At 69.5% G+C, this 25444-nt stretch carries 27 protein-coding genes; 16 read left to right on the top strand and 11 right to left on the bottom strand.

Annotated elements, in window-relative coordinates; all coding sequences use genetic code 11:
- Nucleotides 1–42: 42 nt before the first annotated feature.
- From ACZ7OI_RS14120 to ACZ7OI_RS14110, 3 genes are all read left to right on the top strand, one after another.
- Nucleotides 43–642 carry a nucleotidyltransferase family protein gene (locus tag ACZ7OI_RS14120; protein WP_470264593.1) on the top strand — a complete coding sequence of 200 codons (600 nt, stop codon included), beginning with the start codon at nucleotides 43–45 and terminating at the stop codon, nucleotides 640–642.
- 61 nt (nucleotides 643–703) lie between these two features.
- Entirely contained in the window at nucleotides 704–1282 is a 579-nt protein-coding gene (locus ACZ7OI_RS14115; RefSeq protein ID WP_470264592.1) for a TetR/AcrR family transcriptional regulator, read from the top strand.
- Nucleotides 1279–2097, top strand: a complete 819-nt coding sequence (locus ACZ7OI_RS14110; RefSeq protein WP_470264591.1) for an NmrA family NAD(P)-binding protein — start codon at nucleotides 1279–1281, stop codon at nucleotides 2095–2097. The genes ACZ7OI_RS14115 and ACZ7OI_RS14110 overlap by 4 nt, the downstream gene beginning before the upstream one ends.
- On the opposite strand, the gene ACZ7OI_RS14105 is transcribed toward ACZ7OI_RS14110, so the two are convergent.
- Nucleotides 2087–2989: a LysR family transcriptional regulator gene (locus ACZ7OI_RS14105; RefSeq protein WP_470264590.1), complete on the bottom strand. Its 903-nt coding sequence runs from the start codon at nucleotides 2987–2989 to the stop codon at nucleotides 2087–2089. The two genes, ACZ7OI_RS14110 and ACZ7OI_RS14105, sit on opposite strands and share 11 nt — an antisense overlap.
- 70 nt (nucleotides 2990–3059) lie before the next feature.
- Here ACZ7OI_RS14105 and ACZ7OI_RS14100 point away from each other — a divergent pair, with 70 nt between their 5' ends.
- The 4 genes from ACZ7OI_RS14100 to ACZ7OI_RS14085 are packed head-to-tail and all read left to right on the top strand — an operon-like array spanning nucleotide 3060 to nucleotide 6124.
- Complete coding sequence (locus tag ACZ7OI_RS14100; protein ID WP_470264589.1) at nucleotides 3060–3749, top strand: nitroreductase family protein; 690 nt, start codon at nucleotides 3060–3062, stop codon at nucleotides 3747–3749.
- Between the two features lie 36 nt (nucleotides 3750–3785).
- Nucleotides 3786–4583, top strand: coding sequence for a helix-turn-helix domain-containing protein (locus ACZ7OI_RS14095; protein WP_470264588.1), 798 nt, complete (start codon nucleotides 3786–3788; stop codon nucleotides 4581–4583).
- A gap of 19 nt (nucleotides 4584–4602) precedes the next feature.
- Nucleotides 4603–5589: a zinc-dependent alcohol dehydrogenase gene (locus ACZ7OI_RS14090; RefSeq protein ID WP_470264587.1), complete on the top strand. Its 987-nt coding sequence runs from the start codon at nucleotides 4603–4605 to the stop codon at nucleotides 5587–5589.
- Between the two features lie 40 nt (nucleotides 5590–5629).
- Complete coding sequence (locus ACZ7OI_RS14085) at nucleotides 5630–6124, top strand: GNAT family N-acetyltransferase (protein ID WP_470264586.1); 495 nt, start codon at nucleotides 5630–5632, stop codon at nucleotides 6122–6124.
- 733 nt (nucleotides 6125–6857) lie between these two features.
- On the opposite strand, the gene ACZ7OI_RS14080 is transcribed toward ACZ7OI_RS14085, so the two are convergent.
- From ACZ7OI_RS14080 to ACZ7OI_RS14060, 5 genes are all read right to left on the bottom strand, one after another.
- The gene (locus ACZ7OI_RS14080; protein ID WP_470264584.1) at nucleotides 6858–7730 is read right to left on the bottom strand and encodes an alpha/beta fold hydrolase; all 873 of its coding nucleotides are present in this window, start codon (nucleotides 7728–7730) and stop codon (nucleotides 6858–6860) included.
- A gap of 44 nt (nucleotides 7731–7774) precedes the next feature.
- Nucleotides 7775–7969 (bottom strand): hypothetical protein, encoded by a 195-nt coding sequence (locus tag ACZ7OI_RS14075; protein WP_470264583.1) that lies wholly within the window; start codon nucleotides 7967–7969, stop codon nucleotides 7775–7777.
- A 43-nt stretch (nucleotides 7970–8012) separates the two neighbouring features.
- On the bottom strand, nucleotides 8013–8453 hold the full coding sequence (locus ACZ7OI_RS14070; protein ID WP_470264582.1) for an SRPBCC family protein: 441 nt from the start codon (nucleotides 8451–8453) through the stop codon (nucleotides 8013–8015).
- A 255-nt stretch (nucleotides 8454–8708) separates the two neighbouring features.
- The gene (locus ACZ7OI_RS14065; RefSeq protein WP_470264581.1) at nucleotides 8709–9530 is read right to left on the bottom strand and encodes a GAF and ANTAR domain-containing protein; all 822 of its coding nucleotides are present in this window, start codon (nucleotides 9528–9530) and stop codon (nucleotides 8709–8711) included.
- A 186-nt stretch (nucleotides 9531–9716) separates the two neighbouring features.
- Nucleotides 9717–9893 (bottom strand): CsbD family protein, encoded by a 177-nt coding sequence (locus tag ACZ7OI_RS14060; protein WP_470264580.1) that lies wholly within the window; start codon nucleotides 9891–9893, stop codon nucleotides 9717–9719.
- Between the two features lie 339 nt (nucleotides 9894–10232).
- Between ACZ7OI_RS14060 and ACZ7OI_RS14055 the strand changes: the two genes are divergently transcribed.
- Nucleotides 10233–10613, top strand: a complete 381-nt coding sequence (locus ACZ7OI_RS14055; protein WP_470264579.1) for an ATP-binding protein — start codon at nucleotides 10233–10235, stop codon at nucleotides 10611–10613.
- Between the two features lie 73 nt (nucleotides 10614–10686).
- On the opposite strand, the gene ACZ7OI_RS14050 is transcribed toward ACZ7OI_RS14055, so the two are convergent.
- The 4 genes from ACZ7OI_RS14050 to ACZ7OI_RS14035 are packed head-to-tail and all read right to left on the bottom strand — an operon-like array spanning nucleotide 10687 to nucleotide 15246.
- Nucleotides 10687–12147 (bottom strand): glycoside hydrolase family 3 protein, encoded by a 1461-nt coding sequence (locus ACZ7OI_RS14050; RefSeq protein ID WP_470264578.1) that lies wholly within the window; start codon nucleotides 12145–12147, stop codon nucleotides 10687–10689.
- The gene (locus tag ACZ7OI_RS14045; RefSeq protein WP_470264577.1) at nucleotides 12144–12974 is read right to left on the bottom strand and encodes a carbohydrate ABC transporter permease; all 831 of its coding nucleotides are present in this window, start codon (nucleotides 12972–12974) and stop codon (nucleotides 12144–12146) included. Before ACZ7OI_RS14045 ends, ACZ7OI_RS14050 begins: the two co-directional genes overlap by 4 nt.
- Entirely contained in the window at nucleotides 12971–13957 is a 987-nt protein-coding gene (locus ACZ7OI_RS14040; RefSeq protein WP_470264576.1) for a carbohydrate ABC transporter permease, read from the bottom strand. Before ACZ7OI_RS14040 ends, ACZ7OI_RS14045 begins: the two co-directional genes overlap by 4 nt.
- The gene (locus ACZ7OI_RS14035; RefSeq protein ID WP_470264575.1) at nucleotides 13954–15246 is read right to left on the bottom strand and encodes a sugar ABC transporter substrate-binding protein; all 1293 of its coding nucleotides are present in this window, start codon (nucleotides 15244–15246) and stop codon (nucleotides 13954–13956) included. The genes ACZ7OI_RS14040 and ACZ7OI_RS14035 overlap by 4 nt, the downstream gene beginning before the upstream one ends.
- Before the next feature lie 866 nt (nucleotides 15247–16112).
- Between ACZ7OI_RS14035 and ACZ7OI_RS14030 the strand changes: the two genes are divergently transcribed.
- The 5 genes from ACZ7OI_RS14030 (at nucleotide 16113) to ACZ7OI_RS14010 (ending at nucleotide 20455) form a co-directional block, all read left to right on the top strand.
- Nucleotides 16113–17414, top strand: a complete 1302-nt coding sequence (locus ACZ7OI_RS14030) for a lysozyme (protein ID WP_470264574.1) — start codon at nucleotides 16113–16115, stop codon at nucleotides 17412–17414.
- A 60-nt stretch (nucleotides 17415–17474) separates the two neighbouring features.
- Nucleotides 17475–17840 carry a YrdB family protein gene (locus tag ACZ7OI_RS14025; protein ID WP_354734820.1) on the top strand — a complete coding sequence of 122 codons (366 nt, stop codon included), beginning with the start codon at nucleotides 17475–17477 and terminating at the stop codon, nucleotides 17838–17840.
- A gap of 16 nt (nucleotides 17841–17856) precedes the next feature.
- Nucleotides 17857–18099 (top strand): hypothetical protein, encoded by a 243-nt coding sequence (locus tag ACZ7OI_RS14020; protein ID WP_470264573.1) that lies wholly within the window; start codon nucleotides 17857–17859, stop codon nucleotides 18097–18099.
- Nucleotides 18100–18284: 185 nt separating this feature from the next.
- Nucleotides 18285–19871 (top strand): acyl-CoA synthetase, encoded by a 1587-nt coding sequence (locus ACZ7OI_RS14015; protein ID WP_470264572.1) that lies wholly within the window; start codon nucleotides 18285–18287, stop codon nucleotides 19869–19871.
- Nucleotides 19872–19939: 68 nt separating this feature from the next.
- Nucleotides 19940–20455, top strand: a complete 516-nt coding sequence (locus ACZ7OI_RS14010) for a GNAT family N-acetyltransferase (protein WP_470264571.1) — start codon at nucleotides 19940–19942, stop codon at nucleotides 20453–20455.
- 354 nt (nucleotides 20456–20809) lie between these two features.
- Here ACZ7OI_RS14010 and ACZ7OI_RS14005 read toward each other — a convergent pair whose 3' ends face one another.
- Nucleotides 20810–21472, bottom strand: a complete 663-nt coding sequence (locus ACZ7OI_RS14005) for a S1 family peptidase (RefSeq protein WP_470264570.1) — start codon at nucleotides 21470–21472, stop codon at nucleotides 20810–20812.
- Nucleotides 21473–21793: 321 nt separating this feature from the next.
- Here ACZ7OI_RS14005 and ACZ7OI_RS14000 point away from each other — a divergent pair, with 321 nt between their 5' ends.
- Genes ACZ7OI_RS14000 through ACZ7OI_RS13990 form a run of 3 tightly spaced genes read left to right on the top strand, consistent with a single transcriptional unit; the run spans nucleotide 21794 to nucleotide 25441 of the window.
- Complete coding sequence (locus ACZ7OI_RS14000; RefSeq protein WP_470264569.1) at nucleotides 21794–22735, top strand: ABC transporter permease; 942 nt, start codon at nucleotides 21794–21796, stop codon at nucleotides 22733–22735.
- Entirely contained in the window at nucleotides 22732–23733 is a 1002-nt protein-coding gene (locus ACZ7OI_RS13995; RefSeq protein WP_470229297.1) for an ABC transporter permease, read from the top strand. The genes ACZ7OI_RS14000 and ACZ7OI_RS13995 overlap by 4 nt, the downstream gene beginning before the upstream one ends.
- A 19-nt stretch (nucleotides 23734–23752) precedes the next feature.
- Nucleotides 23753–25441, top strand: coding sequence for an ABC transporter substrate-binding protein (locus ACZ7OI_RS13990; RefSeq protein ID WP_470264568.1), 1689 nt, complete (start codon nucleotides 23753–23755; stop codon nucleotides 25439–25441).
- The last annotated feature ends 3 nt before the right edge of the window (nucleotides 25442–25444 follow it).

Here is a 25444-nt window from a genome sequence, read left to right as displayed (position 1 = left end):
GATTACGCGGGAGGTAATCGGTTCGCCGTGCTAAACCGGGGCATGGACTACGGCCGTCTGGCGATCGACAGGCAACTCGAGAAATTCCGCGAGATCGTGACGCGCAACGACCTGGTGCCGGAGGTGCTGGCGCGAGCGGCGGAACTGGATCTTCCCGGCTGGTACCTGACCGCGGGCTGCCTGTGCCAGACCGTGTGGAACGTGGTGACCGGACGTCCGCCCGCCGAAGGCATCAAGGATTACGACCTGTTCTATTTCGACGATTCGGATCTCAGCTGGGATGCGGAGAACGTGGTCATCGAGGAGGGCGCCCGGAGGTTCGGGGATCTTCCGGCGACGGTGGAAATCCGCAACGAGGCGCGGGTGCACCTCTGGTACGAGGATCGCTTCGGTGTCCCTTGCGCGCCGTATCCGTCCACCGAGGCGGCCATCGATTCGTTCCCGTCCACGACGTCTTGTCTGGGGATTCGCCTGGACCGAGAAGGGGAGTGGCAGGTCTACGCGCCGCACGGGTTCGCCGACATGTTCAACCTCGTCGTGCGGCCCAATCCCGGTCACGCGCCGCGGAGCAGTTACGAGGCGAAAGCCCGCCGCTGGCAGGAACAATGGCCGGAGCTGACCGTCCTGCCGTGGCCCCGTTGACGACCGACTCGGCTCGGGTGTAGTTTCGATACGAAACGGTAGCGTATCGGAAAGAGGGCCGATGGAAGCCTCAGGCGTGGGCAGGCCGCGCGACGCCCGTAGGGACGTCGCGATTCACGACGCGGCTTTGGCGTTGCTGACCGAGGTCGGCTACGACCAGCTGTCTGTCGAGGCGGTCGCGGCCCGTGCCGGCGTTGCGAAGACGACGATTTACCGGCGATACCGCGACAAAGCGGCGCTCGTCGCGGCGGCGGTGGAGCAACGGCAGGCATCGGCTCCGCCCGTCGCCGGGTCCGGCGGGCTGCGGTCGAACCTGCTGGCCGTCGTGCGGTGGCTGGCGCGGGAGATCGCCGAGCAGGAGATCGGGGTGCTGGGCGCGCTGTTCGCGGGCATGCGCGGCGATCAGCGGCTCGCCGGCGAGATGCGCCGGATTCTGCGCCGGGACGGCAAGGCGATGGCGGAGTCGTTGTGGGGCAAGGACATAGCGCCTGCCGCGGCGGAGCTGTTCACCGAGGTCGCACCGGCGGTGATCGTGCACCGGATCGTCTTCGCCGGGCAGCCGTGCGACGAGCCGTTTCTGCGGCATCTCGTGGACGACATCCTGCTGCCGTTGCTGGGACAGAAGGAGATTCGGGCATGATCGTGATCACGGGGGCAACCGGCGCGCTCAACGGGGCGACGGTGGAGCACCTTCTCGAGCGCATCCCGGCGGAGGAGATCGGCGTCAGCGTGCGGGATGTCGCCAAGGCGCGGCACTTCGCGGACCGGGGCGTGCGGGTGCGGCAAGGTTCCTACGAAGACCCGACGGCGCTGCGGAAGTCCTTTGAGGGAGCCGCAAAGGTGCTGCTGGTTTCCTCGAATGATCCGCACGCGGACGGGGTCAGCTTACATCGTGCGGGCATCGAGGCTGCGGTAGCGGCTGGGGCGCAACGGATTCTGTACACCAGTCATCAGAATTCCCGGATGGACACTCCTTTTCCGCCGGGCCCGGAGCACGCGGCGACCGAGCGGATTCTCGCCGAGTCCGGGGTCGCGTGGACGGCGCTGCGCAACGGGTTCTACGCGCACAGCCTCGGTTGGCTGCTGGGGAACTGGCGGGAGGACGGGGTGATCAAGGCCCCGGCGGACGGACCGGTTTCCTGGACCGATCGGGCCGATGCCGCCGAAGCGGCCGCGGTCATTCTGGCCGGGGACAGGGCGTTCGACGGGCCGGTGACGCTGACCGCGGGGCAGGCGGTGACGTTCGACGAGGTGGCCGAGCTTGCGTCGCGGGTCAGCGGGCATGCGGTCGAACGCGTGGTGGGGGAGGACGAGGAGTGGGTCGCGGGCGAGCCGGAGGAGGTCGCGCGGATGAAGCTCGCGTTCTTCCAGGCGGCCCGTCAAGGCCACTTCGCCGAGACGAGTCCGGTGCTGGCCGAACTTCTCGGACGCGAACCGCGCGGCATCACGCTCTAGCGCCGAAGAACTCCCGGCAGAAGGTCCGGAACGTTTCGGCTCGCCGGGTCAGCCGGGCGCCCTCCGCGCGGGCCAGCACAACCGGCGTCGTCGGGACCCGCTCGCGCAGCGGCCGTACGGCGAAGGGCGTGCCCTCGACGGAAAGTTCCAATGGCGGGCGTTGCACCGACAGCGTGTAACCCAGTCCTCGGGCGACCAACGCCCGTGCGAGTTCGAAGCTCGTCGTACGGTGCGCGACCGGCATCGGCAGGCCGATCGAGGCGAAGACGTCGCGGAAATAGCGTTCCGACGGCGGTACGTCCAGCAGGATGAACGGCTCGTCGGCCAACGCGCGCAACGAAACCGTCTTGCGGCGCGCCAGGGGATGGTCCGCCGGGAGCAAAACGCTCGGCGGCTGGTCGTACAGCTTGTCCACCGCGATCCCCGGCACCAGGTCTTGCCGGTACAGCACGGCCAGGTCGCAGCGGCCCTCCAGCAGGAGGTGCTGCAGGTCCGGCAGCGTGCCTTCGACGAACGTGACGTCGACTTCCGGGTGCTGGGCGCGGAAGGTCGCCAGCGCGGCGGGCACGTGCAGCGGCGCGAGGGGCGTGTAGCAGCCGAAACTCAGGCGTCCGGCGAGGTCTTGTCCGTAGTCGCGGGCGGCGGTGCCGAGTTCGGCGACCGACGTGAGCACCGCGCGGGCCTCGCCGACGACCTGGCGGCCGGCGTCGGTCAGCGCGGTCGTCCGGCCGGGGCCGCGCAGGATGAGCTGCACCCCCAAAGTCCGTTCCAGCGAAGCGATCGCCAGCGACACCGCCGACTGCGACACGTGACAGCTGTCCGCGGCCGAGGTGAGGCCGCCGGTGTCCGCGACCGCGACCAGATACTCGAGCTGGCGCAACGAGGGAGACATGAGTCCAGCTTATGTCCTTCACCAGAAATGTGAACTGGACCGATGACCGCCGACGCGGCAGGGTCGGAGCATGACCCGGCACCAGCACCCGTTCGTCCCGTACGCGCCGCCCCGGCTGTCCCCGGAGGAGAGCCTCGCGCGCGGGCAGGAGCTGTACCGGCTGCTCGACCGGCGCCGGTCGGTCCGCTGGTTCTCCCCGGACCCGGTGCCGCTCGAAGCGATCGAGACCGCGGTGCGGATCGCGAACACCGCGCCGAGCGGGGCGCACCACCAGCCGTGGACGTTCGTCGCGACCGCGGACCCGGACGTGAAACGCGCCGTGCGCGAGGCGGCCGAGGTCGAAGAGCGGAAGTTCTACCGGGAGCGCAACGCGCCGGACTGGCACGCGGCGCTCGCCCGGCTCGAAACCGACGAGCACAAGGAATTCCTCGAGGTCGCGCCGTGGCTGGTGGTCGCGTTCGCGCAGAAGAGCACGCCGCTGCCGGACGGTTCGCTGCGGAAGAACTACTACGTCAACGAAAGCGTCGGCATCGCGTGCGGCATGTTCATCACCGCGCTGCACGCGATGGGACTGGCGACGCTCACCCACACCCCGAACCCGATGGGCTTCCTCAACGAGGTCTTCGAGCGCCCGGTCACCGAACGGCCCTACATCCTCTTCCCGGTCGGCTATCCCGCGCCGGACTGCGAGGTGCCCGACCTCGACCGCAAACCGCTCTCCGAGGCGCTGGTGGTGCACGCGCCGTTACCTCGGGGGTAATGGTCTCCCGGAAGGCGACGCCGTAGCGTCGGACGGGTGACGACTACGGTGAAGGCCCCGGTCGGCGAACTGCTCCGGGAATGGCGCGACCGCCGCCGCATCAGCCAGCTCGACCTCGCGATCTCGGCGGACATCTCGACGCGCCACCTGAGCTTCGTGGAAACCGGCCGGTCCAAGCCGAGCCGGGACATGGTGCTGCGGCTGGGCGAGCACCTCGACATCCCGCTGCGCGAACGGAACCGCCTGCTGCTCGCCGCGGGCTACGCGCCGGCCTACGGGGAGTCCGACATCGGAGCGCCGGAGATGACCGTGATCCGCGAGGCAGTCCGGCGGCTCCTCGCCGGACACGACCCCTACCCGGCGGCGGTGGTCGACCGCGGCTGGAATCTGGTCGACGCGAACCTCAGCCTCGGCGTGCTCACCGAAGGCATCGCGCCGGAATTGCTGACCGGGCCGGTGAACGTCCTGCGCGCCACGCTGCACCCGGACGGGATGGCCCCGCGGGTGCTGAACCTGGGGGAGTGGCGGGCGCATCTGCTGGGCCGGTTGCGGCGTCAGGTCGAGCAGACCGCGGACGCCGGGCTGGCGGAGCTGCTGGAGGAGCTGCGCGGCTATCCGTGCGACGACGAGGTCCCGGAGGTGGAGATTCCCGGGCCGGGCGATATTTTCGTGCCGTTGCGCTACCGGCACGGGGATCTGGAGCTCACGTTCTTCAGCACTGTCGCGACGTTCGGGACTCCGCTGGACGTGACTGTCGCCGAGCTGGTGATCGAGTCGTTCTACCCCGCCGATCCGGCGACAGCGGCTTTCTTGCGCGAGCGCGTGACCGGCTGAACGCCGCTACGATCGGGTCATGCGGGCGTTCGTGGTGACCGGACCGGGGGAGGCCGGGCCGGCGGAGGTGGCGGAGCCGGTCGCCGGCGTGGGCGAGGTCGTCGTCGACGTGGAGCGGGCCGGGGTGTGCGGCACCGACGTCGAGTTCTTCACCGGCGAGATGCAATACCTCTCCGACGGGCACGCCCAGTATCCGATGCGGCTCGGCCACGAATGGTGCGGCACGGTGTCCGAGGTGGGCCCCGGCGTGCACCCCGCGTGGGTCGGCCGCCGCGTCACCGGCGACACGATGCTCGGCTGCGGCGACTGCCGGCGGTGCCGAGGCGGCCATCAGCACGTGTGCGAGAACCGGCAGGAGGTCGGCATCCGCGGCGGCCGGGCCGGAGCACTGGCCGAACGCCTAGCTGTCCCGGTGCGCTCGCTGCACGAGCTGCCGGACGCGCTGGATCCCGTCGCCGGCGCACTGGTCGAACCGGGCGGCAACGCGTGCCGCGCCGCGCGGGCGGCGGCGGGGGAGCGGGTGCTGGTTCTCGGACCTGGGACGATCGGGTTGCTCACCGCACTGTTCCTCCGGGCCGCGGGCAGCGAGGTGCATCTGGTGGGCGCGACGCCGTGGTCGGTGGAATTCGCTCGCGGCTTGGGTTTCTCGGCGGGGACGAGCGTTCCGTCGCCACCGTTCGACGCGGTGGTCGACGCGACCGGTGATCCCGCGGCTCCGGCCCTCGCGGCCGAGGTGGTCGAGCCTTCCGGCCGGATCGTCTGCATCGGACTGTCCGGACGCCCGAGCCTGCTCGACACGCGGACGTTGGCGTTGAAGGACGTCACCGCGATCGGCGTGCTGAGCGGGTCGCCGGGATTGGCACAGGCGATCGACGCCTACGCGTCCGGCGAAGTCGATCCGCGACCGCTGGTGGCGGCGACGGTCGGGCTGGACGAGGTCGCGGCGGTTCTCGGCGGGGAGCGTCCGGCGGGACCGCCGAAGATCCACGTCGACCCGCGCCGGTAACCAGGTTGCTTGGCGGGCGCGGAAACGAGAGGCTCGGGGCATGAGCGCCGACCTGACTTTCCGCCAGCCGACCGAAGACGACCACGCGCGCGTGCTTGCCGCGCTGGGCCCGTGGTGGGGCGGCTTGAAGGGCGAAGCCGGTGCGAGGGAGCGGGCGTTGCTGGTGCCGCGCTTGTACTTCCAGCACTTCACCACGACCAGCCGCCTGGCCGAACGTCCGGACGGGACGCTGGCGGCGTTCCTGATCGGCTTCGTCTCGCAGACCGACCCGGACACCGCTTACATCCACTTCGTCGGCGTCGACCCGGAGCTGCACGGGCAGGGGATCGGACGGTCGTTGTACGAGTGGTTCTTCGGCCAGGTGCGGGAAGCGGGGGTGCGGAAGGTGAAGTGCATCACGAGCCCGCAGAACACCGCTTCGCGTGCTTATCACGCCCGGCTCGGGTTCGAGGTTTCCGAGGTGCTGCCGGACTACGACGGGCCTGGGCTGGACCGGGTCGCGTTCACCCGCGTTCTGACTGCCGGAGACGCGTGAGCGTGGTCAGGCGAATGGACGCGGCGGGTCACTGCCCTTGTTGGGCGCGGCAGCGTGGTCGCCGAGGCCGAGCAGCTTCCTGGGCGGCTGGCCGAGCACGATCCGGCGCGTCACGGTCTGATCCGGTTTGACGTGCAGGAGTTCGCCGTGCCCGAGGTTCTGCGATTCGCTGGGGGCGCGGGCCTACCGGACGGCGGTAGTGTTCCCCGGCGCTGACGGGGGCGGCGGGCATCTTGAAATATCCGTGTTCAGCACGGGGGCTCGTCAGAGATTACTGATGGCGGCTGATGCGGAACGGAGCGGGGAACGTCTGACCGGCTCACCCCGGTCAACGCTCGTGTCGAGTGCCGCCGGATGTGCCGTCGGCCTAATCGTTCTCTCTTCTGAAGAAGGAACTTGCCGCCTGGGCGGCTGCGGCGGCGAAAAATCCTATCGAGACATACTGCATAAATTCTGCTCCCGGCACGGACACGGCTATCCACACTGCGACGGCTGCGAGCTGTGAGCAGTGCGATCGGCCACCATGTGGACTTCTTCGATGTTGGCATTTGATCGCACCTCCGCAAGGCGACGGCAGCGCATTTTCGAATTTGTTGATGGGGTCGTCGCGGGCGTAGCAACGGACGCGAGGAGACTTTCGATCGCGGCCTGGCTGTAAGATTCAGTGAAGATGAACTAGAATCCCGGCAGCAGCGCCAAGAAAAGCGCAGGGGTCGCGAGCAGCCACTAGGTCTCACTCCGTTTTGAGCGGTTCGAGGAAGTCCGCGACGGCGGCCGAGACCTGCTCGGGTGCGACTTCGGCCATGTGGTGACCTGAGTCGATGCCGTGTCCGCGTACGTCCTCGGCCCATTCCCGCCAGATTCGCAGGGGATCGCCGTAGAGGGCTTCCAAATCGTCGCGCAGCGACCACAGGACTAACACCGGCTGCTCGAGCATGCGACCGGCGGCGCGGTCGGCGAGTTCGTCTCGATAGTCGACGGTGAGACCGGCTCGGTAGTCCTCGAGCATGCCGCGGACCACCTCCGGGTTCCGTATCGCCGCGCGCCACTCGGCGTGGTTTTCGCGGCCCATCTTTTCCGGGTCGCCGCGGTACCACGAGTCGGGGTCGGCGTTGATCACGCGTTCCGGGGTTTCGGGCTGGGCGAAGAAAAACCAGTGCCACCACGCGGTCGCGAACTGCGGGGTGATCCGGCCGAGGTGCTCGCTGATCGGGAGGCAGTCGGCCAGCACCGCTCTGCGCACCCGGTCCGGGTGGTCGAGGGCCATGCGGAGGGCGAGGTAGCTGCCCCGGTCGTGTCCGACCACCGAGAACCGTTCGTGGCCGAGCGCGTGCATCACTGCCAGCAGCCGACGTGCGCTTGCCCGTTTGGAATGCGGCTCGTGGTCTTCGGCGGGTTCCGGCTTCCCGGACCGGCCGTATCCGGGGAGATCGGCGCAGACGGCAGTGAATCCGCGCTCGACCAACCTGGGTGCCACCCAATGCCAGGTCGCGGAAGTGCGAGGATGCCCGTGCAGCAGCAGGACCGGCGGGCCGCTGCCCGCGTGTCGTACGAAAACGGGGCAACCGGCACCGTCCACGGTCGTGGTGGTGAAGCCGTCGAACATGCTCGCGCTCCCAGGTTCCCTTGCATGGACATGGTGGCGGGCGGTCAGCGGCGACGGCTCCCAGCGAGAATCGGAACGGCCAGGATGCCCAGCGACAGCACGATGACGATCGCTATGCCCAGGACGTCCCCGTTCGGCAGCAAGGGTCGGAGCACGAAGGTGTAGACGGCCCACCAAACCGCCAAGATGAGCGCCTGTGCCACCAGGCCACGCCATCGGCGTCTCTTGAGGAAAGCCACGGTCACTCCCGTGCCCATCCGGCTGTCGGCGCGGCGGAAACCGTCAGCGGGCTTCGATGACGGTGCGGAACTGCTCGGCGGCCCGCTCGACCTTCTTCTGCGGGTCGGCCAGCAGCAACGCGACCGCTTCTCCCAGTTTGCCCGCCGGGGGCTGGTATTCGAGAGAGATCTCGACGCCGGTGCGTCCGTCGCCCTTGTCGTCGAATCGGACGACGCCGGAGTTGCGCACGTCCGGGTCCGCGTCGTCCGCAGTGGTCCAGGCGATCTTGCGCGGCGGCGCGTCCTCGGCGATCCGGGCCTCCCATTCCACTGTGGACCCCGCCGGTCCGTCGACCTTCCAGCGGGTGCGCGTCGCGTCACTGTCCACCGCCTCGACCGATCGGACGTCGGAGAACACTTCCGGCAGCCGGGTCAGCAGCCGCCACCAGTCGTAGCAGGCCTGGGCGGGAGCGTTGACCTCGACGTAATGCGCTGCAGCAGCCATGGCGCCTTTCCTCGGGTGTCCGCGATGTCTTGCCGAGTTCTCCGGCTACCCGGCTGTCCGGGGGAGCAAACGCCGCGGTCCCGGCGTGCCGCGCTTCTGCGGCAGATCGAGGATGGCTGCGCCGGACCGGCCGGGCGGCTCCGCCGGCTTCGGGTCTTGACCGGCGGAGCCTGGAGCCTGATCTCCTGCGCGCCGGAGACCCAACCCTGGTGATCGGCTACCCGTTCGTCAGGAATTCACGCAACCTGGACGGATTCAGACGTCGAGTTCCTGGTGCCGCTGGGTCACGGTGTGGGCGAGGTCGACGAGCTTGACGTTGAGGTCCTGCGACGTGCGCCGCAGGATGTCGAACGCCGCGTCGGCCGAGATCCCGCGGCGGTTCATCAGGATTCCCTTGGCCTGGCCGATCAGGTCCCTGCTGTCGACGGCGCGCTTGAGATGGATTTCCTTGAGCGCGGCGGCGGTGTGCGCGGCCGATCCGGCGAGGGCGAGCGACGCGTGCGAGGCCAGGACGAGCGCGTTGTCGACGGCGTCGTCGTCGAAGACCCCGGCCTGGCGGCTGTAGAGGTTGATCGCGCCGGGCGGCAGGTCGGATTTGAGATCCGGCAGCAGCGTCGCGGCCAGCAGGGAGCCGAACCCGAACTGCCCGGCGCGCCTGCCGAATTCGGGGAACGCCTCCGAGCGCGGGAGGTTGTTGGCCAGCGCGTGCCCCGGCCGTCCCTGCAGGGCCGCCTCCAGGCACGGCCCTTCGCCGGTCTGGTACTGGATCCGGTCCAGTTCCTCGGCGGCCGGGTCCGTGCAGACCGGGGTGTGGAATCCGCCGTCGGCCGAGCGCAGGGTGATGCTGGCCAGATCGGCCTCCGGGACGATCCGCAGCGCGGCGGACACCACGCGTTCCATCGCTTCGTGCAGGGAGTCCGCGTCGAGCAGGAGGACCGCGAGCGTGCCGAACTGCCGCGCCAGCGGCCCCTCGGCGGTCACGCCGCTCCGGGCCCAGCCGTCGACGGCCGGTTCCGCGCAGAACGCGATCCGGTCGGCCTCCCAGTCTTCGGCGTCCCTCGTGCCGGCGTCCGTCACCGCGGCCTCCTTTTCCCTGCCGCCACCTGGCAGCACCGCCGAACTTTACCGGCCCGCGAAACCGGACCGGCAGGCCGACGCTTCATCGTGTCGGCGGGAGGAGCCGGTCGGGGAGGGATGCCGCGCCCGGGTCGCGACAAAGCGGCGGCCGGAACCGAAGTCCCGGCCGCCGTTCCGTCCGCGAGGTCAGTCTTTCACGCCTTTGACGGCGTCTTTGACCTTTTCCCCCGCCTGCTTGAGGGCGCCCTTCGCCTGCTCTGCTTTCCCCTCGGCCTGCCACTGCTCGTTCCCGGTGGCGTTGCCGAGCGCTTCCTTGGCCTTTCCCTTGATCTCTTCGGCCTTGTTGCGAGCGGTGTCGCTCATCTCGATTACCTCTTTCTCCTCCGACGTTCGGGAAAAGCGATCCGGACGATGAGACGAGCCGGGGGTTACCCGTGCCGACGGCTGCCAAACCAGGCGCCGCGCGTTCGGTGCCGGGCCTTCGTCGCGGCGAGGGCCGATCTCGGTCTCCCTTGTCGCAGTTCTGGTTTGTCGCCTCTGACCGCGGGTATCAACTATTCTCGGGCAAGCAGCTGCGGCACGGGGAGCAGCGTCGGGCTTCGTCTTCGCGAGCGGACGCGAGGCGGGCCGAGGAGGAGGTCGAGCGTGAGTGCCGACGACATTCAGCACAGTCGCTTGCTCCCGGGAGGAGCGCGTCTGCGTTTGGCGCTGGATCAGGATTTCACGAGGTTGCGCCGGATCCGGGACCGGGCCGCGGCGTTCGTGCGCCGTCATCTCCCGCACGCGGAGGCGGACGCCGTGGCCGATGTTCGCCTGGTCCTCGACGAGATGGCCTGCAACGCGCTGCGGCACGCCCGCCCGCCGTGCGAGCTGATCCTGTCGTTGCGCGGAGACCGGATCCTGCTCGAGGTTTCCGACTCTCTCCCGGACCTCGCCCGGAGACGGGAGGGATACCTCGGCGGGGGACGCGGGTTGGCCCTGATCGACGCCATCGCGGATCGCTGGGGCCAGACGCCCCGGCCCGGAGGGAAGACCGTCTGGGCCGAGCTCGCCCTCTGCCCGGAAGCCCTGCCGCGAAGGTGAACTGCCTGGTTTCGGTCTGTGAAGGGAACCCTGAAGGAATCAGAGTCCCTCAGGGTTCCCCTCACAGACGGTCTCAGGTGCGAGCCAGGTACTCCGCTGCGGCCCGCAGGCTCACGTAGGAACCGCTGAACGTGTCGATTCGCGGCCCCGTGCCGGTTTCCGGCCCGGGAACCCCCGTTTCGACCCGGATGTAGTCCACAGTGGACAAACCGGCCAGGAACTCCCGCACCGCCGGATGCCGGTGCGCTTCCCGGGTCACCACCACGACGCTCTCGACCGACGAAGCCTCCGCCAAGACGGTCGAGACGTCGTCGGGGGAGACCGACAGCGTCCGAGTGCCCGGAACCAGTTCCGCCAGATGCGCTCCAAGCCCCCACGGCATCGGCCCGGCGGCGATACCCGGTTCGGTCTGCACGTCCACCACCAGCGACGGGCCCGTCAACTGCGGCGTACCGGTGATCCGCAAAGCGGCCCGCGCGGCGGACAGACCGAGCGAGTAGTCCACCGGCTGCACCGTCGCCGGAGCGGGGGAAGTGCCCAGCGAAGCGGTCCGGGCAGCGGCGTCAGCCAGCCGCTCCAAGGAAAGCCGCCCCTCGGTCACCGCCGCGACGATCGCCTCCGCGGTCCGGTCCAGCGTCTCGGCGTCGAACGGGGCCCCGCCGAGGCAAAGCGCGTCAGCGCCGCCCAGGAGAGCCCGGACCGAAGCCTCGCCGATCCCGTCGTGCCGTCCGTACGCCCCGGAGACGGCCCCCATCTCCAACGCGTCCGTGATGACTGCCCCCGTGAACCCCAGTTCGCCGCGCAGCACGTCGACGAGCGCGGTCCGGTTGAACGTCGCCGGTTCCTCGCCCCATTCCCGGACCACGAGGTGCCCGGACATGACCGTCCGGACGCCCGCCTCGATCGCCGCGGCGAACGGGACCAGTTCGACTTCCCGGAGCTCGGCCGCGGTCCTCGGCAGCACGGGCAGGGAGAGGTGCGAATCCTCGGTCGCCGCGCCGTGCCCGGGGAAGTGCTTCGCGCACGCGGCGACGCCGTACCTCTGCATGCCGGTCACGAACGCCGCGACGTGAGGCGAAGCCGCCACCGGATCCGAGCCGAACGCCCGCACGCCGATGCCCGGGTCCTCCGCGGCGAGCGTGAGATCCGCGCACGGCGCGAGGTTGACCGTGACCCCGCAGGCCGCGAGCCGTTCGCCGAGCGCGGCCGCGACGGACGCGGTCAGCTCCGGATCCCCGGCCGCGCCCAGAGCGAGCGGGCCGGGCACGAACGAACCCTTGCCGACGTCGAGGCGGGTGACGTCGCCGCCTTCCTCGTCGATCCCGACGACCACGTCGTCCCGCTCGGACCGCAGCGCGGACGTGAGCGCGGCGACCTGTTCGTCGTCGACCACGTTGCGGCCGAACAGGATCACGCCGCCGAGGCCCTCGGCGAGCCGGCGGCGCACCCAGTCCGGCGCCGTCGTGCCGGCGAATCCGGGCAGCAGAACGGCTTCGGCCAGCCGCCGGGTTTCGGACAGGTCAGCCACCGTCATCCCTTCACCGCGCCGGCGGTCATGCCGGACACGAGTTTCCGTTGCACGATCAGGAAGAAGATCACCGCGGGGATCGCGTAGATCACCGACGCGGCCATCACGCCGCCCCAGTCGATCGAGAACGCCGTCTTGAACGACGACAGCCACACCGGCAGCGTCTGCTTCGACTGGTCGCGCATGAACACCAGGGCGAACAGGAATTCGTTCCACGCCGTGATGAAGCTGAACACCGACGTGGTCACGAGGCCCGGTCCGAGCAGCGGCAGCGTGACCCGGCGGAACGCGCCGACCCGGCTGCAGCCGTCGATCATCGCGGCCTCTTCGAGGTCGTACGGGATGCCGTTGACGAACCCGTAGAGCATCCACACGGTGAACGGCAGCGACGTCGCGAAGTACATCAGCAGCAGCGACGGCAGCGTGTTCAGCAGCCCGGTGTCGCGCATCAGCAGGTACATCGGGATGAACAGCGCCGACAGCGGGGCCAGCTGCGCGACCAGGATCAGCAGCAGGAACCCCTTGCGGCCGCGGAAACGGAAGCGCGCCAGCGGGATCGCCGCCAGCACGCCCACGATCAGCGCGGCCAGCACCGCGCCGAGCGTCACGATCAGGCTGTTGCTCAGGTACGTGACGAACCCGGGCTTGGTCAGCGCCGACGCGAAGTTCGACAGCGTCGCCGAGGTCGGGATCAGGTCGTACTTCGGCGACAGCACGTCGCCCGGCGTCTTCAGCGACGTGGTGAACATCCAGTACGTCGGGAAGAGGAACAGCAGCGCCACGAGCACGCCGGCGACCGACACCAGCACCCGGGCGGGCAGGGACTTCCTCATGCGATCTCCCCGTCCTTGGTCCGGACCAGCAGCTGCACGTACCGGCCGGTGACCAGCAGGAGCAGCACCAGCATGATGGTGGCGATGGCCGAGGCGGAGCCGAAGTGGCTGCCCGCGATGCCCTTGAGGTACTGCAGGATCGCCAGCGTCGTGCTCGCTCCGTCCGGGCCGCCCTGGCGGATGGCCCACACCTGGGCGAACATGTTGAAGTCCCACAGGATCGACAGGAACGTCACCATGGTCAGGATCGGCCGGACGGCGGGCCAGCTGACCGCGCAGAACGTCTGCCACGGCCCGGCGCCGTCGATGCCCGCCGCCTCGTACTGCTCGCGCGGCACGCCGATCAGACCCGCGTAGATCGTGAACGCGACGAACGGCACGGCCTGCCAGAGCACCAGCAGCCCGATCACGACGAGCGTGCTCGTGCCGGTGGAGAACCACGAGTACCCGATGAACGAATGGAAGCCCAGCCGGTCCAGCGTCTTGTTGAGGATGCCGTACTGCTGGTCGAAGATCCACTGGAACACCGTGGTGGTGGCGATGACCGGCACCGCCCACGCGAGCACCAGCGAAACCTGCACGAAGATCCGCAGCACCGGGTTGAGGTGGCGCATCAGCACCGCGATCAGCAGTGCCACGAGCAGCGTCGCGGCGACCACCGCGCCGGTGAAGACGACCGTGCGGATCGTGACTGCCCAGAACTCGGGGTCGGACAGCACGTCGGTGTAGTTCTTGAAGCCGATCCACACCATCTTGCCGGTCACCAGCTCGCGCAGGTCGAGCTGGCGGAGGCTGATGCCGAGCATCTGAATGGTGGGCCAGCCGAGCAGCACCAGCACGGCGGCGAGCGCGGGCAGGATCAGCAGGTACGGCATGAGCCGCTCGCTGAACCACCCGGTGCCGCGCCGCCGCGCCGCCCCGACGTGCGCCGATGCCGGCGGGGTCGCCCCCGCCGGCATCGGCTTGTCCTTCGTCGCGGTCATCCGCCGATGATCTTGTCGAGGGCTGTGTTCGCGTCGGCCGCGGCCTGGTCCAGGGTCTTCTTCCCGGTCAGGTAAGCGGTCAGCATGTCCTTCAGCGGGTTCTGGCCGGATTCGACCTCGCCCCACTTCGGGCTGGCCGGCATCGCGTGGCCGTTCTTCGACGCCTTCGCCATCACCGAGCCCAGCGGGTCCTTGTCGAGCGCGCTGAGGTCGGTGGAGGTGCCCGGCACGTAGCCGCCGGCGGCGAGCTGCGTCATGTACTTGGTGCTGGTCAGCAGCTTCAGGTAGTCCTTGGCGAGGTCCTGGTGCTTGCTGTTGAGCGGGACGACCAGGTTCGAGCCGCCGAGGAACACCGGCGCGCCCTTGCCCGCGGTCTTCGACGGGATCGGGAACGCGCCGGTCTTGGCGGTGATGCCCGGGTCGGTCTTGGCCGCGGTCGCCACTTCGTTCGGGGTGCCGATGAACATGGCGACCTTGCCCGCGGCGTAGATGCCCGCCTGCTGCGGCGTGGCCTCGTCGTTGTCCTTGGGCGCGGTGGTGCCGGAGGAGTCCACGAGCTTCTTGTAGAAGTCGAGGCCCGCCTTGGCTTCCGGCGTGTTGAGCGCCGACTTGAAGGACTTGCCCTCGCCCTTGGCGATGTCGCCGCCGTTGTCCCAGATGAACGACGACAGCGCGTACCAGTTCTGGCCCGGCATGTAGAGCGGCTGGAACTGCGAGTCGCTGCCGAACTTCGTCTTCAGCTTCGCGATGTCCGCGAGCCATTCGTCGTTCGAGGCCGGCGGCTGGGCGATGCCGGCCTGCTCGAACATGTCCTTGCGGTACATCACGACGCGGTTCGCGGCGTAGAACGGCACGCCGACGGTTTTGCCGTCGTACTCGCCGGACGCCTTGAGCCCGGCGAGCCACTGCCCGCCGTTGAGGTTGTTGACGTCGCCGGAGAGGTCGGCCAGCACGCCCTGCGCGGCGAACGCGGGGGTCTGGGTGTTGCCGACCTCGATGACGTCCGGAGGCGTGTCGCTCGCCAGCGCGGTGGTCAGCTTCTGCTGGATGCCGTTCCACTGCTGGATCTGGTAGTCGACCTTGACGCCGGGGTGGGCGGCCTCGAATTCCTTGTTCAGGGCGGCGGTCAGGCTGTCCGGCGCGGAGCCGGTCATCAGCCAGACCGTCAGCTTGCCACCCTGCGCGCCCCCAGCGCTCGAGGCGTTGTCACTCCCGCCGGAGCCGGCACACCCGGCCGTGGCGAGCGTGATGGCGGCGGCTCCCGCCGCCAGCTTGAGCCAGCGCTTCACGTGTTTCGTCCTTTCGGTGCCCGGTCGTCGGCGACCGGGGCTGAATGACAAATGGTGTAGACCAATGTCCTGCAGGGTGGTCCGGACCACAGCCGGTGTCAAGCCGGTTGCCAAGATGTTGCGAAGACGTCGGGCTGGTTGACGCTGTGTGGCCGGGCGATTACCGGCGTCCGGGCGGAAAGCGCTGGTAGCGGCCGGTTTCCGCAGTGCGGGCAAGGGTTTCCGGCGCGGGGGAGTTGTTCGTGAACGGATCGCCGGGCCGGGCGTGTCGCGCGGGCCGGGCGAGTTTCCGGCGGGGTGGGGAGACCTACCTTCGGCCCTTGTGCGAGGGCCAAGCGACGGACACGGGTGTCGCGTTCGGCCTCTGGGGTTGCTCTTTCCGGCTGCGCCGTGCGGGTTCCGGGGTTGTCCTTCCGGTCGGGTTGTCCGGCGTCGCGGGGTGGTTTTCCGGTCCCGGTGTCCGGCGTCGCGGGTTGTTCTCTCCGGCCGCGCCGTCCGACGTCTCGGGGCCGCTCTTCCGGTCGGCCCGTCCGGCTTCCCGGGGCCGCTCTTTCCTGCCGCGGGGTCCGGCTTCCCGGGCTGCGTTGTCCGGCCTGAGCAGCCCGATTACCCGCTGCGACGAGTGCCGGGCTCGCTGCCGACAGTGACCCGGGGTGGGTGAGTTTCGTCCCGGCCCGGACTGGCCGTACCCCCGGTGACCTCGGAAAACCTCTTGTGTACCACGCGTCACATCACTCCCAGTGGTTTACAGGCGCCCCGCGTGTCACACACACTGGGGCTCGCCCAGGTGATCCGGTTCCGCTCTTGGGGAAGAGAGGCGGACGGCCGGAGCGCTCCCAGGGCGGGAAAAGAAGAGGGAGTAGAGGATGACGGGCTCCGGGCGGATAGCGGCTCGGGCGGGTGCGGTCGTCGCGGCGGCAGCGGTAGCTGCGGTCGGAGCATTGGGGCTGCTGCACGCGCCCCAGGCGGCGGCGGCATCTGCCGAGGTGCCGGGCATGGATGTGTCCGGGCACCAGGGCAATGTGGACTGGAAGGGCGCCTGGAACGCGGGCGCGCGCTTCGCGTATGTCAAGGCGACCGAAGGCACGGGGTACCGAAACCCGTATTTCGCGCAGCAGTACAACGGCTCTTACGACGTCGGGATGATCCGCGGCGCGTACCACTTCGCGCGTCCGGACGTGTCCGACGGCGCGACGCAGGCGGACTACTTCGTCGCGCACGGCGGCGGCTGGTCCGCGGACGGCCGCACCATGCCGCCGATGCTGGACATCGAATACAACCCGTACGGCTCGACCTGCTTCGGCCTGTCGCAGTCGGCGATGGTGTCGTGGGTGCGGTCGTTCTCCGAGCGGCTGCACGCGAAAACGTCGCGCTGGCCGATGCTTTACACCACCACCGACTGGTGGAAGACCTGCACCGGCAACTCGAACGCGTTCGGCGACACGCATCCGCTGTTCATCGCCCGGTACGCGCAGAGCGCGGGTCCGCTGCCCTCGGGCTGGCGGTACTACACGGTCTGGCAGTACTCGGACTCCGGCAACAAGCCCGGCGACCAGGACTCGTTCAACGGTTCGATGGAGCAGTTGATCAAGTTCGCCGGCGGCGAGGCTCCGAAGAGCGAGGCCCCGGCTCCGCCGAAGCCGACCACGTCGACGAAGCCGCCGACGTCGTCCACGCCGACCACGAGCGCGCCGCCGAACTCCTCGGCGACCAAGACTCCGACCAAGACGCCGACTAGCTCGCCCACCACGTCGCCGACGACGACCACGAAGACGAGCCCGACGACGTCCAGCAGCCCGGCGACTTCGACCTCCTCTGCCACCAAACCGCCGTCGTCGACTTCTTCGGCCACGCCGAAGAAGGACATCAGCGGTCTCGTCTGGGCGGGCGGCAAGCAGGCGAATCCGCCGGGGTCGCTGTCGGACGCCAAGCACGCCGATTCGCTCACCGCCAGCGTCCACCAAGTCGCGAAGGTGACGCCGAAGGCTCCGGAAAAGGTCACCGCCAGCCAGCCGACGCAGACCTCCGCGCCGGAAGCTTCCCAGCCGAAGCAGCAGGCGTTGGCGAAAACCGGGGTGAGCACCCCGAGGCTCGCCGTGTTCGGTGCGGCGCTGCTGGTGTTCGGGGCGATCCTGATGACGCTGTCCCGGATGGTGGCCCGGCGCTGATTCCGGCCGGGTTCGCGACTCCGCGCACGGAGCGCGGGCCCGGCCGTTAGGCTCCCTGCCGTGACCACCACTCGACCCGAATTGCGCGGTTTCCCCGGCGCGGTGCTCGTCATCCGCTTCCTGACCGAGCTGGCGCTCCTCGCCGGTCTCGCGGTCGCCGGTGCGCGGCTCGGCGGGAACGTGTTCCTGGACATTCTGGCCGCGGTGCTGTGGCCGGCCCTGGCTGCGGTGATCTGGGGGCTCGTGATCGCGCCTCGAGCCAAGCGGCGCAGCCCCGAGCCGACGCGGTTTTTCCTGGAGTTCGGGTTGTTCGCGGTGGCCGCGCTCGGGCTGATCGCTTCCGGGTTGCTGGTCGCGGGGATCGTGCTGGGCGTCGTCGGGATCGCGGTCGCGGTGGCCGTGCGGGTGTGGGCGAAGGACGGCTGAGCCGGGACCGGTCCCAGTGGTCGCTCTGGACGGCGCTGCCAAGGAAACCGGCTCGGTGAAGATGCCGTGGCGGCAATCGATCACCGTGCTTGCGGACGGGAAACCGCACCAGTGGACGCGGGAGATCACCTATTCCGACGCGAGCGGCCACGTCGAGATGTATTCGGTGCTGGACGGCAAGGAGCCCGTGCACACCGCGAGCGACGGATCCGGGAACGTCACCGGGTCGGCCTCGGCCGGCGGCTCCGTGCAGGGCTGAGCGCTCAGGACGGACCGGCATTGCGAGAATCCTCGACTGGTCGTCTGTCCACTTGAGATAACGCTCGCCGCTCGGGGCGAGCGTCGGTCTCGTCCGCTCGGCTCTCCCCAGATGTGCCGGAAAGCCTGCCGAGGGCGTCGCCGGTCCTGCTTGCGCACGCCGCGCCGGTGGATGAGACTCCGGCTATGCCGAGCCCGTTCAGCGCCGAAACGGCGGAAGCGATCCAGCACGCCCGCCAGCATTCCGTCGGGGATCTCCTGCGGCGCACCGCGTTGCGCCTCCCGGACAAGCTCGCGATCGTCTCCGGCGAACGACGGGCGACCTACCGCGAATTCGACGCGGCGGTCAACCGCTGCGCGCACCGGCTCGCCGAACGCGGCCTCGCGAAGGGGGACCGGCTCGCGCTGCTCAGCCGCAACTGCTGGGAGTACGCGGTGCTGGTCTTCGCCACGGCCAAGCTGGGCGTGGTGCTGGTGCCGGTGAACTTCATGCTCGGCGCGGAGGAGGTCGCGTTCATCCTGGGCCACGCGGGAGTGTCGGGCCTGATCGCCGAGGACGCGCTGCTCGACACTGCGGCCGAGGCGGTGAAGCGCTCAGGTCGCACCGACGTCCTGCGCGGGAGGATCGGTGGCACCGGCGACTGGGAGAGCGTCGCGGACTGGATCGACCAGCCCGGGGACGAAACCGCCCCGGCGGTGCTCGTGGCGGACGACGATCCGCTGCGGCTGATGTACACCTCCGGCACCGAATCGCGGCCGAAGGGCGTGCTGCTGTCGAGCCGGTCGCTCATCGCCCAATACGTGTCGTGCGCGATCGACGGCAGCATGACCGTCGACGACATCGAGGTGCATTCGCTGCCGCTCTACCACTGCGCACAGCTGGACTGCTTCCTCTCGGTCGACGTCTACGTCGGCGCGACGAGCGTGATCCTGCCCGGCCCGGATCCGGCGGCGCTGCTGGCCGCGGTGGAACGCGAACGCGCGACGAAACTGTTCGCGCCGCCGACGGTGTGGATCTCGCTGCTCCGGCATCCGGCGTTCGACACGACGGACCTGTCCAGTCTGCGGAAGGGTTACTACGGCGCGTCGCCGATGCCCGTCGAAGTGCTGCGCGAACTCTCGCGCCGGCTGCCGGACGTGCAGTTGTGGAACTTCTACGGCCAGACCGAAATGGCTCCGCTGGCCACGATTCTGCGTCCGCACGAACAGCTCGCGAAGGCGGGTTCGGCGGGCCGGGCGTCGATCAACGTAGAGACCCGGATCGTCGACGAGGACGGCCGTGAACTTCCGCCCGGCGAGGTCGGCGAAATCGTGCACCGCAGTCCACATGCGACGCTCGGCTACTACGAGGACGAGGAGAAAACCGCGGCGGCCTTCGAGGGCGGCTGGTTCCACTCGGGTGACCTCGGAGTGCTCGACGACGAGGGCTACCTGTCGGTGGTGGACCGGAAGAAGGACATGATCAAGACTGGCGGCGAGAACGTCGCGAGCCGCGAGGTCGAGGAAGCGCTGTACCTGCTCGACGGGATCGCCGAGGTCGCGGTGTTCGGGGTCGCGCACCCGCACTGGATCGAGGCGGTCACCGCGGCGGTCGTGCCGCGCGAGGGCGTCACGCTCACCGAGGCCGAAGTCCTGGCGCATGCCCGCGAGCACCTGGCCGGGTACAAGTGCCCGAAGTACGTGGTGTTCGTGGACGCGCTGCCGAAGAACCCGAGCGGGAAGATCGTGAAGCGAGCGCTGCGGGAAGGGCACGCGGGACTGGCGCAGGGGTGACGGTCCGGGACAGGCAGTCGCGGCGAAAATGAGCTGTGCGCCGGGCGATCGGCGGGAAGACTGGGCCGATGATCCATCTCGCCGAGCCGCCCCGTCTTGTCTGGCCCACGACCGAAGTCCGCACGTCGTACCTCGTCGGCGAGCAGGCGGGCTGCCTGCTCGAAGGCCGTCCGACGGAGTGGCTGGACCCGGCGAGCGCCGACTTCGCCGGGTTCGTCGCCGCCCGGCGCGGGGTGCAGCCGCGGTGGGGAGTGCCTTCCACGATCTTCTGGTATGTCTCCGGCGAGTACTACTTGGGCACGTTGGTCGTCCGGCACGAGCTGACCGCCGAACTCGCCGAGGCGGGCGGCCACATCGGGTATCACGTGGTGCCCCCGTGGCGGCGACAAGGCCATGCCACGCGGATGCTGACAGCCGGGCTTGCGGAGTGCCGCCGTCTCGGGCTCGACCGCGTCCTGCTGACCTGCGATGCGGACAACGAACCTTCGCGCCGGGTGATCCTGTCCAACGGCGGCGTGCCGGACGGCCGGAAGCGCGGCGAAGACCGGTTCTGGATCGACCTTGGCCTGGACGCTGTCGCGTAGCTGAATAACGGAGGTCTCCCGCGCGGGGGCGCGCGCTGCTGTTGCGCGATTGTCGGCTGTGAGGGGAACCCTGGGGGACGCTGATTCCGTCAGGGTTCCCCCTCACGGACGGTCGCAGCGCCGGACGGCGCACTGTCGGCACCGCGCCCGCTGCTGAGAAAACCCCAATGCGGGTGCGTCGCGTGCAACCAACGCCGCATTGGGGCGATGACCCGGCACCCGTGAGTCCCGGTCCGGCCGTATTCAAGCCACTAGCGCAGCCACCCGTTGCGAGGCCGAAGCGCCGCCGTCGCATTCAGCTTCGGCAGGTCTCCGCCCGAGACGCCGTGAGGGTGGCCCTCACGGACCCGAAGCTCAGGCCAGCGTGGCGCCGTAAGCGGCGAGCACGGGCGGCAGCGGCTGGAAGAAGCTGACCTGGTTGTTCCCGCCGGACAGCACTCCGTAGCCGACCCCGGCGTAGAACAACGGGCCGCCGCTGTCGCCGGCCCCGACCGGGATGTCGGTGGCGATCGTGCCGACGACCTGCTTGCCGTCGCCGAAGTTCACCGTCTGGTTGAGGCCGAGGACCTTGCCGCACGTCTTCTTGGTGGTCATGCCGCTCTTGCACACCAGCTGGCCTACCGCGGGGGTGCCGGCGCGCAGGATCCGCTGGGTGCCGCGGTCGTAAAGATCGACCTGGGTGTGCCCGGAGCCGGCGGGGTCCTCGACCCGGCCGTAATCGGTCACCGGGAAGTGGCTGTCCACGTTGCGGCCGATGTCTTTCCAGTCGAGCCCGTGTTCGGTGCAGTGCCCGGCGGTGAGGAGGTACCGGACATTCTTGACCAGGATCGCGAACCCCGCGGAGCAGTAGTAGGGCTCGCGGCCCGGTCCCGGCGAGACGGTGTACATCGCATCGCCGCCGTTCACCGCCGCGGTGACCGCCGAGGGCGTTGCGGAGGCGGCTGGGCTGACCAGCAAGGCGGCCGCGGCCGCGGCAATCAGCACTCCGGCGAGCTTGCGGCGCGAGCAGCGAGACATCGGCAGGTCCTTCCGTCCACATGAGACTGATCCGTGCGGCCAGTCCAGCGCCGAGCGGGCGGCGGCACAAACGGAGTCAGCCTGCTGGTCCGGGACTGCGTCCGAACGGGTGACAACAACACTGGCCGGACGGGCCTCCGCACGGCACACTGGCCCCGGCCGCCGGACCGCCGGTGACCTGCGCGAACAGCACCAACGGCGAGGGGAGGCGCGAGGCCGGCACCGTCTCACGATCCGGGACGGGCACCGCCGTCGTGGTGAATTTCCTTCGGGTTCTTTACTGTCACGTCGTCAAGTAACGCTGATCTGCATAGGGAACCGTTGTCCGACATCCTGTCGCCGGGCGGCGCCCCGGTCCCGGCGGCCGCCCCGGCCTCCCGGAACCTGTGGCGCGCGCTGCGGCACGACCGCTGGGCCCAGGCCAGCGCGGTCGTCATCGTCCTGGTGATCGTCACCGCTCTCGCGGCTCCTCTGCTCGCCCTGATCGAGGGCCAGGACCCGTACACGTACCACACCGAACTGCTCAATCCGGCCGACGGCACCGGCGCGGGATTCCTCGGCGGCATCAGCGGAAGCCACTGGTTCGGCGTCGAACCTCTGACCGGACGGGACCTCTTCGCGGTCGTCGCGTACGGCGCGCGGACGTCGTTCCTGATCGGGCTCGCCGCGACCGCGGTGTCGATGCTGCTGGGCGTGCTGCTCGGGGCGAGCGCAGGCTATGTCGGCGGCTGGTGGGACACCGTGGTGAGCCGCGTGACCGACGTGCTCCTCGGGTTCCCGCAGCTGATCTTCATGATCGCGCTCGGCGCGGTCGCGCCGCAGTCGATCCCGAGGCCGCTGCTGCTGATCGCGGTGATCGGCCTGTTCGGCTGGCCGCGCGTGGCCCGGGTGGTCCGCGCGCAGACGCTGAGCCTGCGCAACCGCGACTTCGTCAAAGCGGCCCGGGCGCTCGGCGCGGGCGGCGCGCACGTGTTCCGCCGCGAGCTGCTGCCGAACCTGTGGGCGCCGATCATCGTGCTGGCGACGGTGAGCATCCCGGCCAACATCGGCCTGGAGGCCGCGCTGTCGTTCCTCGGCGTCGGCATCCCGCCGCCGACGCCGAGCTGGGGCCGTTCCATCAGCGACGCGATCAACTGGGTGCAGACCGATCCGATGTTCCTCATTTTCCCCGGCGCCGCGCTGTTCATCGCGACGCTCGCGTTCAACATGCTCGGCGACGGGTTGCGCGACGCGCTCGACCCGAAGACGGCGGTGCGCCGGTGAACCGCACTCTGCGTTTCGTGGGCATCCGCCTGCTGGGCATGCTCGGCGTGCTGCTCGTGGTCAGCTTCGGCACCTTCGCGGTGTTCTACCTGCTGCCCACCGACCCGGCGTTCATGTCGTGCGGCAAGCCGTGCACGCCGGAGAACCTGGCGCTGGCACGGGAGTTCATGGGCTTCGACAAGCCGTGGATCCAGCAGTACTTCGACTTCCTCGGCGGCATCTTCACCGGCCGCACCTTCGGCACCGGCGTGACGGCGATCGTCTGCTCCGCGCCCTGCTTCGGGTATTCGTTCCAGCAGAGCGAACCCGTGCTGGCGCTGATCGGGGACCGGTTGCCGATCACGGTCTCGCTGGCCGTCGGCGCGTCGGTGATCTGGCTGATCGCGGGTGTCGCGACCGGCGTGTTCTCCGCGCTGCGCCGCGGCAAGTTCGCCGACCGGGCCGCGATGACGGTGACGCTCGCCGGGGTGTCCGCACCCGCGTATCTGGTGGGGCTGCTGGGAATTCTGCTGTTCGGCTTCACGCTCGACGTGGTGCCGGTGAGCGGCTACGTGACGTTCGCGCAAAGCCCGGTCGACTGGGCGTGGCACCTCGTGCTGCCGTGGCTCGTGCTGGCGTTCATCAACGCCGCGGTGTACGCCCGGCTCTCGCGCGGCCAGATGCTCGAAATCATGGGCGAGGACTTCATCCGCACCGCGCGGGCGGTCGGCCTGCCGGAGCGGACCGTCATCGGGAAATACGCGCTGCGCAACGTGTTGCTGCCGGTCGTGACGGTGTTCGCGGTCGACCTCGGCGCATTGCTCGGCGGCGCGGTGATCACCGAGCGGGTGTTCGCGCTGCCCGGTCTCGGCGGGCTGCTCGTCGACGCCGTGCACCAAGTGGACCTGCCGGTGCTGATGGGCGTCAGCCTGTTCGCCGCCTTCTTCGTCGTCCTCGCGAACTTCGCGGTGGACGTGCTCTACGGGGTCCTCGACCCCCGCGCTCGGCTCGGTTCTTGAGAAAGGGAACGGAAAAACCATGGATCGCAGGGACTTCCTGAAGGCGCTGGGCATCACCGCCACGGTCACCGGGGCAGGGGCGTTCCTCGCCGCGTGCAACGCGAACGAGCAGTCCGGCGGCGGGGGCGCGGTCGAGGTGGCGTCGGGCGGGACGCTCTACATCCTCAGCGACACCACGTCGCAGCACCTGGACCCGGCGAAGAGCCAGAACCTGGCGATCACCACGATCAGCCTGATCCACCGGCGGCTCACCGCGTGGAAGACCGCCGCGGACGGCCCGGCCACCGTGGTCCCGGACCTCGCCACCGACACCGGCCGGGCGAGCGCGGACGGCAAGACCTGGACGTACACGCTCAAGGACGGCCTGAAGATGGCCGACGGCACGCCGATCACCAGCGCGGAGATCAAGTACGGCATCGAGCGGTCGTTCGACTCCGCGTTCTCCGGCGGCCTGAGCTACCACAAGAACCTGCTCGCCGGCGGCCCCGACTACAAGGGCCCGTTCAAGGGCGGCGAGCTGGCGTCGATCGAGACGCCGGACCCGAAGACCATCGTGTTCCACCTGGCCCGGCCGTACGGCGACTGGCCGTGGATCGCGAGCATGCCGGCGTTCGCGCCGGTGCCGAAGGGCAAGGGCACCGACGCGACCTACGACACGAAGCCGGTCGCGTCCGGGCCGTACCAGGTGGAGTCGTATCAGAAGGGCGTGCAGGTCAAGTTCGTCCGGAACCCGAACTGGGACGGCAAGACCGACCTCGCGCGCACCGGCCTGCCGGACGCGGTCGTGATCCAGATGGGCCAGGACACCGGCGTCGTCGCGAAGCGGCTGCTGGCCAGCCAGGGCAACGACGCGTTCGCCTTCGGCTCGTCGTTCGTGAACCCGGCGCAGCTGGCGCAGATCCGCACGAATCCGGCGGCGAAAAACCAGCTCGTCACGTCGAAATCCGGCGCGCTGGCGTACCTCGCGCTGAACACCAAACGCGGCCCGCTGGCGAATCCCAAGGTGCGCCAGGCGTTCCAGTACGCCGTGGACAAGACCGCCTACCAGGTCGCCACCGCGGGCAGCGCGGACCTCGCCGGTCCGATCGCCACGACGCTGATCACCGAGGGCATCGCCGGACGCGAGGTGTACGACCTCTACCCGGCTCCGCCGTCCGGCGACGTCGCGAAGGCTAAACAGCTGCTCGCCGAAGCGGGTTTCCCGAACGGCATCGACAACCTGGACTTCGTCGTGTCCACGTCGAACAACCAGGCGGACAAGGCACAGGCGATCCAGGCCGCGCTGCAGCGGGCGGGGATCCGCACGAAGCTGCGTCCGCTGGACGAGGACGCCTGGGAGACGCTGGTCACCGGCAACGACGGCAACTACGACCTGACCCTGGGTTCGTGGCAGCCGGACTTCCCGAGCGCCAACGCCAACATCGAGCCGCTGTTCGGCACGTCGGAGATCGGCAACGGCGGGTACAACGAGTCGCGCTACTCGGCGCCCGAGGTCGACGCGCTGATCGCGCGGGCGCAGGGCACGGTCGACCCGGCCGCGGCCGGGAAGCTGTGGGCCGAGGCGGACAAGCGGATCATGCGGGACTCGCCGGTGATCCCGCTGATCTACACGCGCAACTCGTTCCTGCACGGCGCGAAGGTCGGCAATTTCGCGATCGGCGCGTTCCCGGCGTACCCGAACTACCTCCAGATGGGCCTGGCGAAGTAATCC

The organism is Amycolatopsis sp. NPDC114503, from assembly GCF_055633655.1.
The sequence above is the reverse complement of the archived record's forward strand: the minus strand, read 5'-3'. Positions and strand labels throughout refer to the sequence as shown.

Bases quoted from the DNA above. Each gene is read 5' to 3' on its own strand.
- ACZ7OI_RS14120 (WP_470264593.1), top strand. From the start codon at position 43: ATGGACTACGGCCGTCTGGCGATCGACAGGCAACTCGAGAAATTCCGC.
- ACZ7OI_RS14115 (WP_470264592.1), top strand. From the start codon at position 704: ATGGAAGCCTCAGGCGTGGGCAGGCCGCGCGACGCCCGTAGGGACGTC.
- ACZ7OI_RS14110 (WP_470264591.1), top strand. From the start codon at position 1,279: ATGATCGTGATCACGGGGGCAACCGGCGCGCTCAACGGGGCGACGGTG.
- ACZ7OI_RS14105 (WP_470264590.1), bottom strand. From the start codon at position 2,989: ATGTCTCCCTCGTTGCGCCAGCTCGAGTATCTGGTCGCGGTCGCGGAC.
- ACZ7OI_RS14100 (WP_470264589.1), top strand. From the start codon at position 3,060: ATGACCCGGCACCAGCACCCGTTCGTCCCGTACGCGCCGCCCCGGCTG.
- ACZ7OI_RS14090 (WP_470264587.1), top strand. From the start codon at position 4,603: ATGCGGGCGTTCGTGGTGACCGGACCGGGGGAGGCCGGGCCGGCGGAG.
- ACZ7OI_RS14085 (WP_470264586.1), top strand. From the start codon at position 5,630: ATGAGCGCCGACCTGACTTTCCGCCAGCCGACCGAAGACGACCACGCG.
- ACZ7OI_RS14080 (WP_470264584.1), bottom strand. From the start codon at position 7,730: ATGTTCGACGGCTTCACCACCACGACCGTGGACGGTGCCGGTTGCCCC.
- ACZ7OI_RS14070 (WP_470264582.1), bottom strand. From the start codon at position 8,453: ATGGCTGCTGCAGCGCATTACGTCGAGGTCAACGCTCCCGCCCAGGCC.
- ACZ7OI_RS14060 (WP_470264580.1), bottom strand. From the start codon at position 9,893: ATGAGCGACACCGCTCGCAACAAGGCCGAAGAGATCAAGGGAAAGGCC.
- ACZ7OI_RS14050 (WP_470264578.1), bottom strand. From the start codon at position 12,147: ATGACGGTGGCTGACCTGTCCGAAACCCGGCGGCTGGCCGAAGCCGTT.
- ACZ7OI_RS14045 (WP_470264577.1), bottom strand. From the start codon at position 12,974: ATGAGGAAGTCCCTGCCCGCCCGGGTGCTGGTGTCGGTCGCCGGCGTG.
- ACZ7OI_RS14040 (WP_470264576.1), bottom strand. From the start codon at position 13,957: ATGACCGCGACGAAGGACAAGCCGATGCCGGCGGGGGCGACCCCGCCG.
- ACZ7OI_RS14030 (WP_470264574.1), top strand. From the start codon at position 16,113: ATGACGGGCTCCGGGCGGATAGCGGCTCGGGCGGGTGCGGTCGTCGCG.
- ACZ7OI_RS14015 (WP_470264572.1), top strand. From the start codon at position 18,285: ATGCCGAGCCCGTTCAGCGCCGAAACGGCGGAAGCGATCCAGCACGCC.
- ACZ7OI_RS14010 (WP_470264571.1), top strand. From the start codon at position 19,940: ATGATCCATCTCGCCGAGCCGCCCCGTCTTGTCTGGCCCACGACCGAA.
- ACZ7OI_RS14005 (WP_470264570.1), bottom strand. From the start codon at position 21,472: ATGTCTCGCTGCTCGCGCCGCAAGCTCGCCGGAGTGCTGATTGCCGCG.
- ACZ7OI_RS13990 (WP_470264568.1), top strand. From the start codon at position 23,753: ATGGATCGCAGGGACTTCCTGAAGGCGCTGGGCATCACCGCCACGGTC.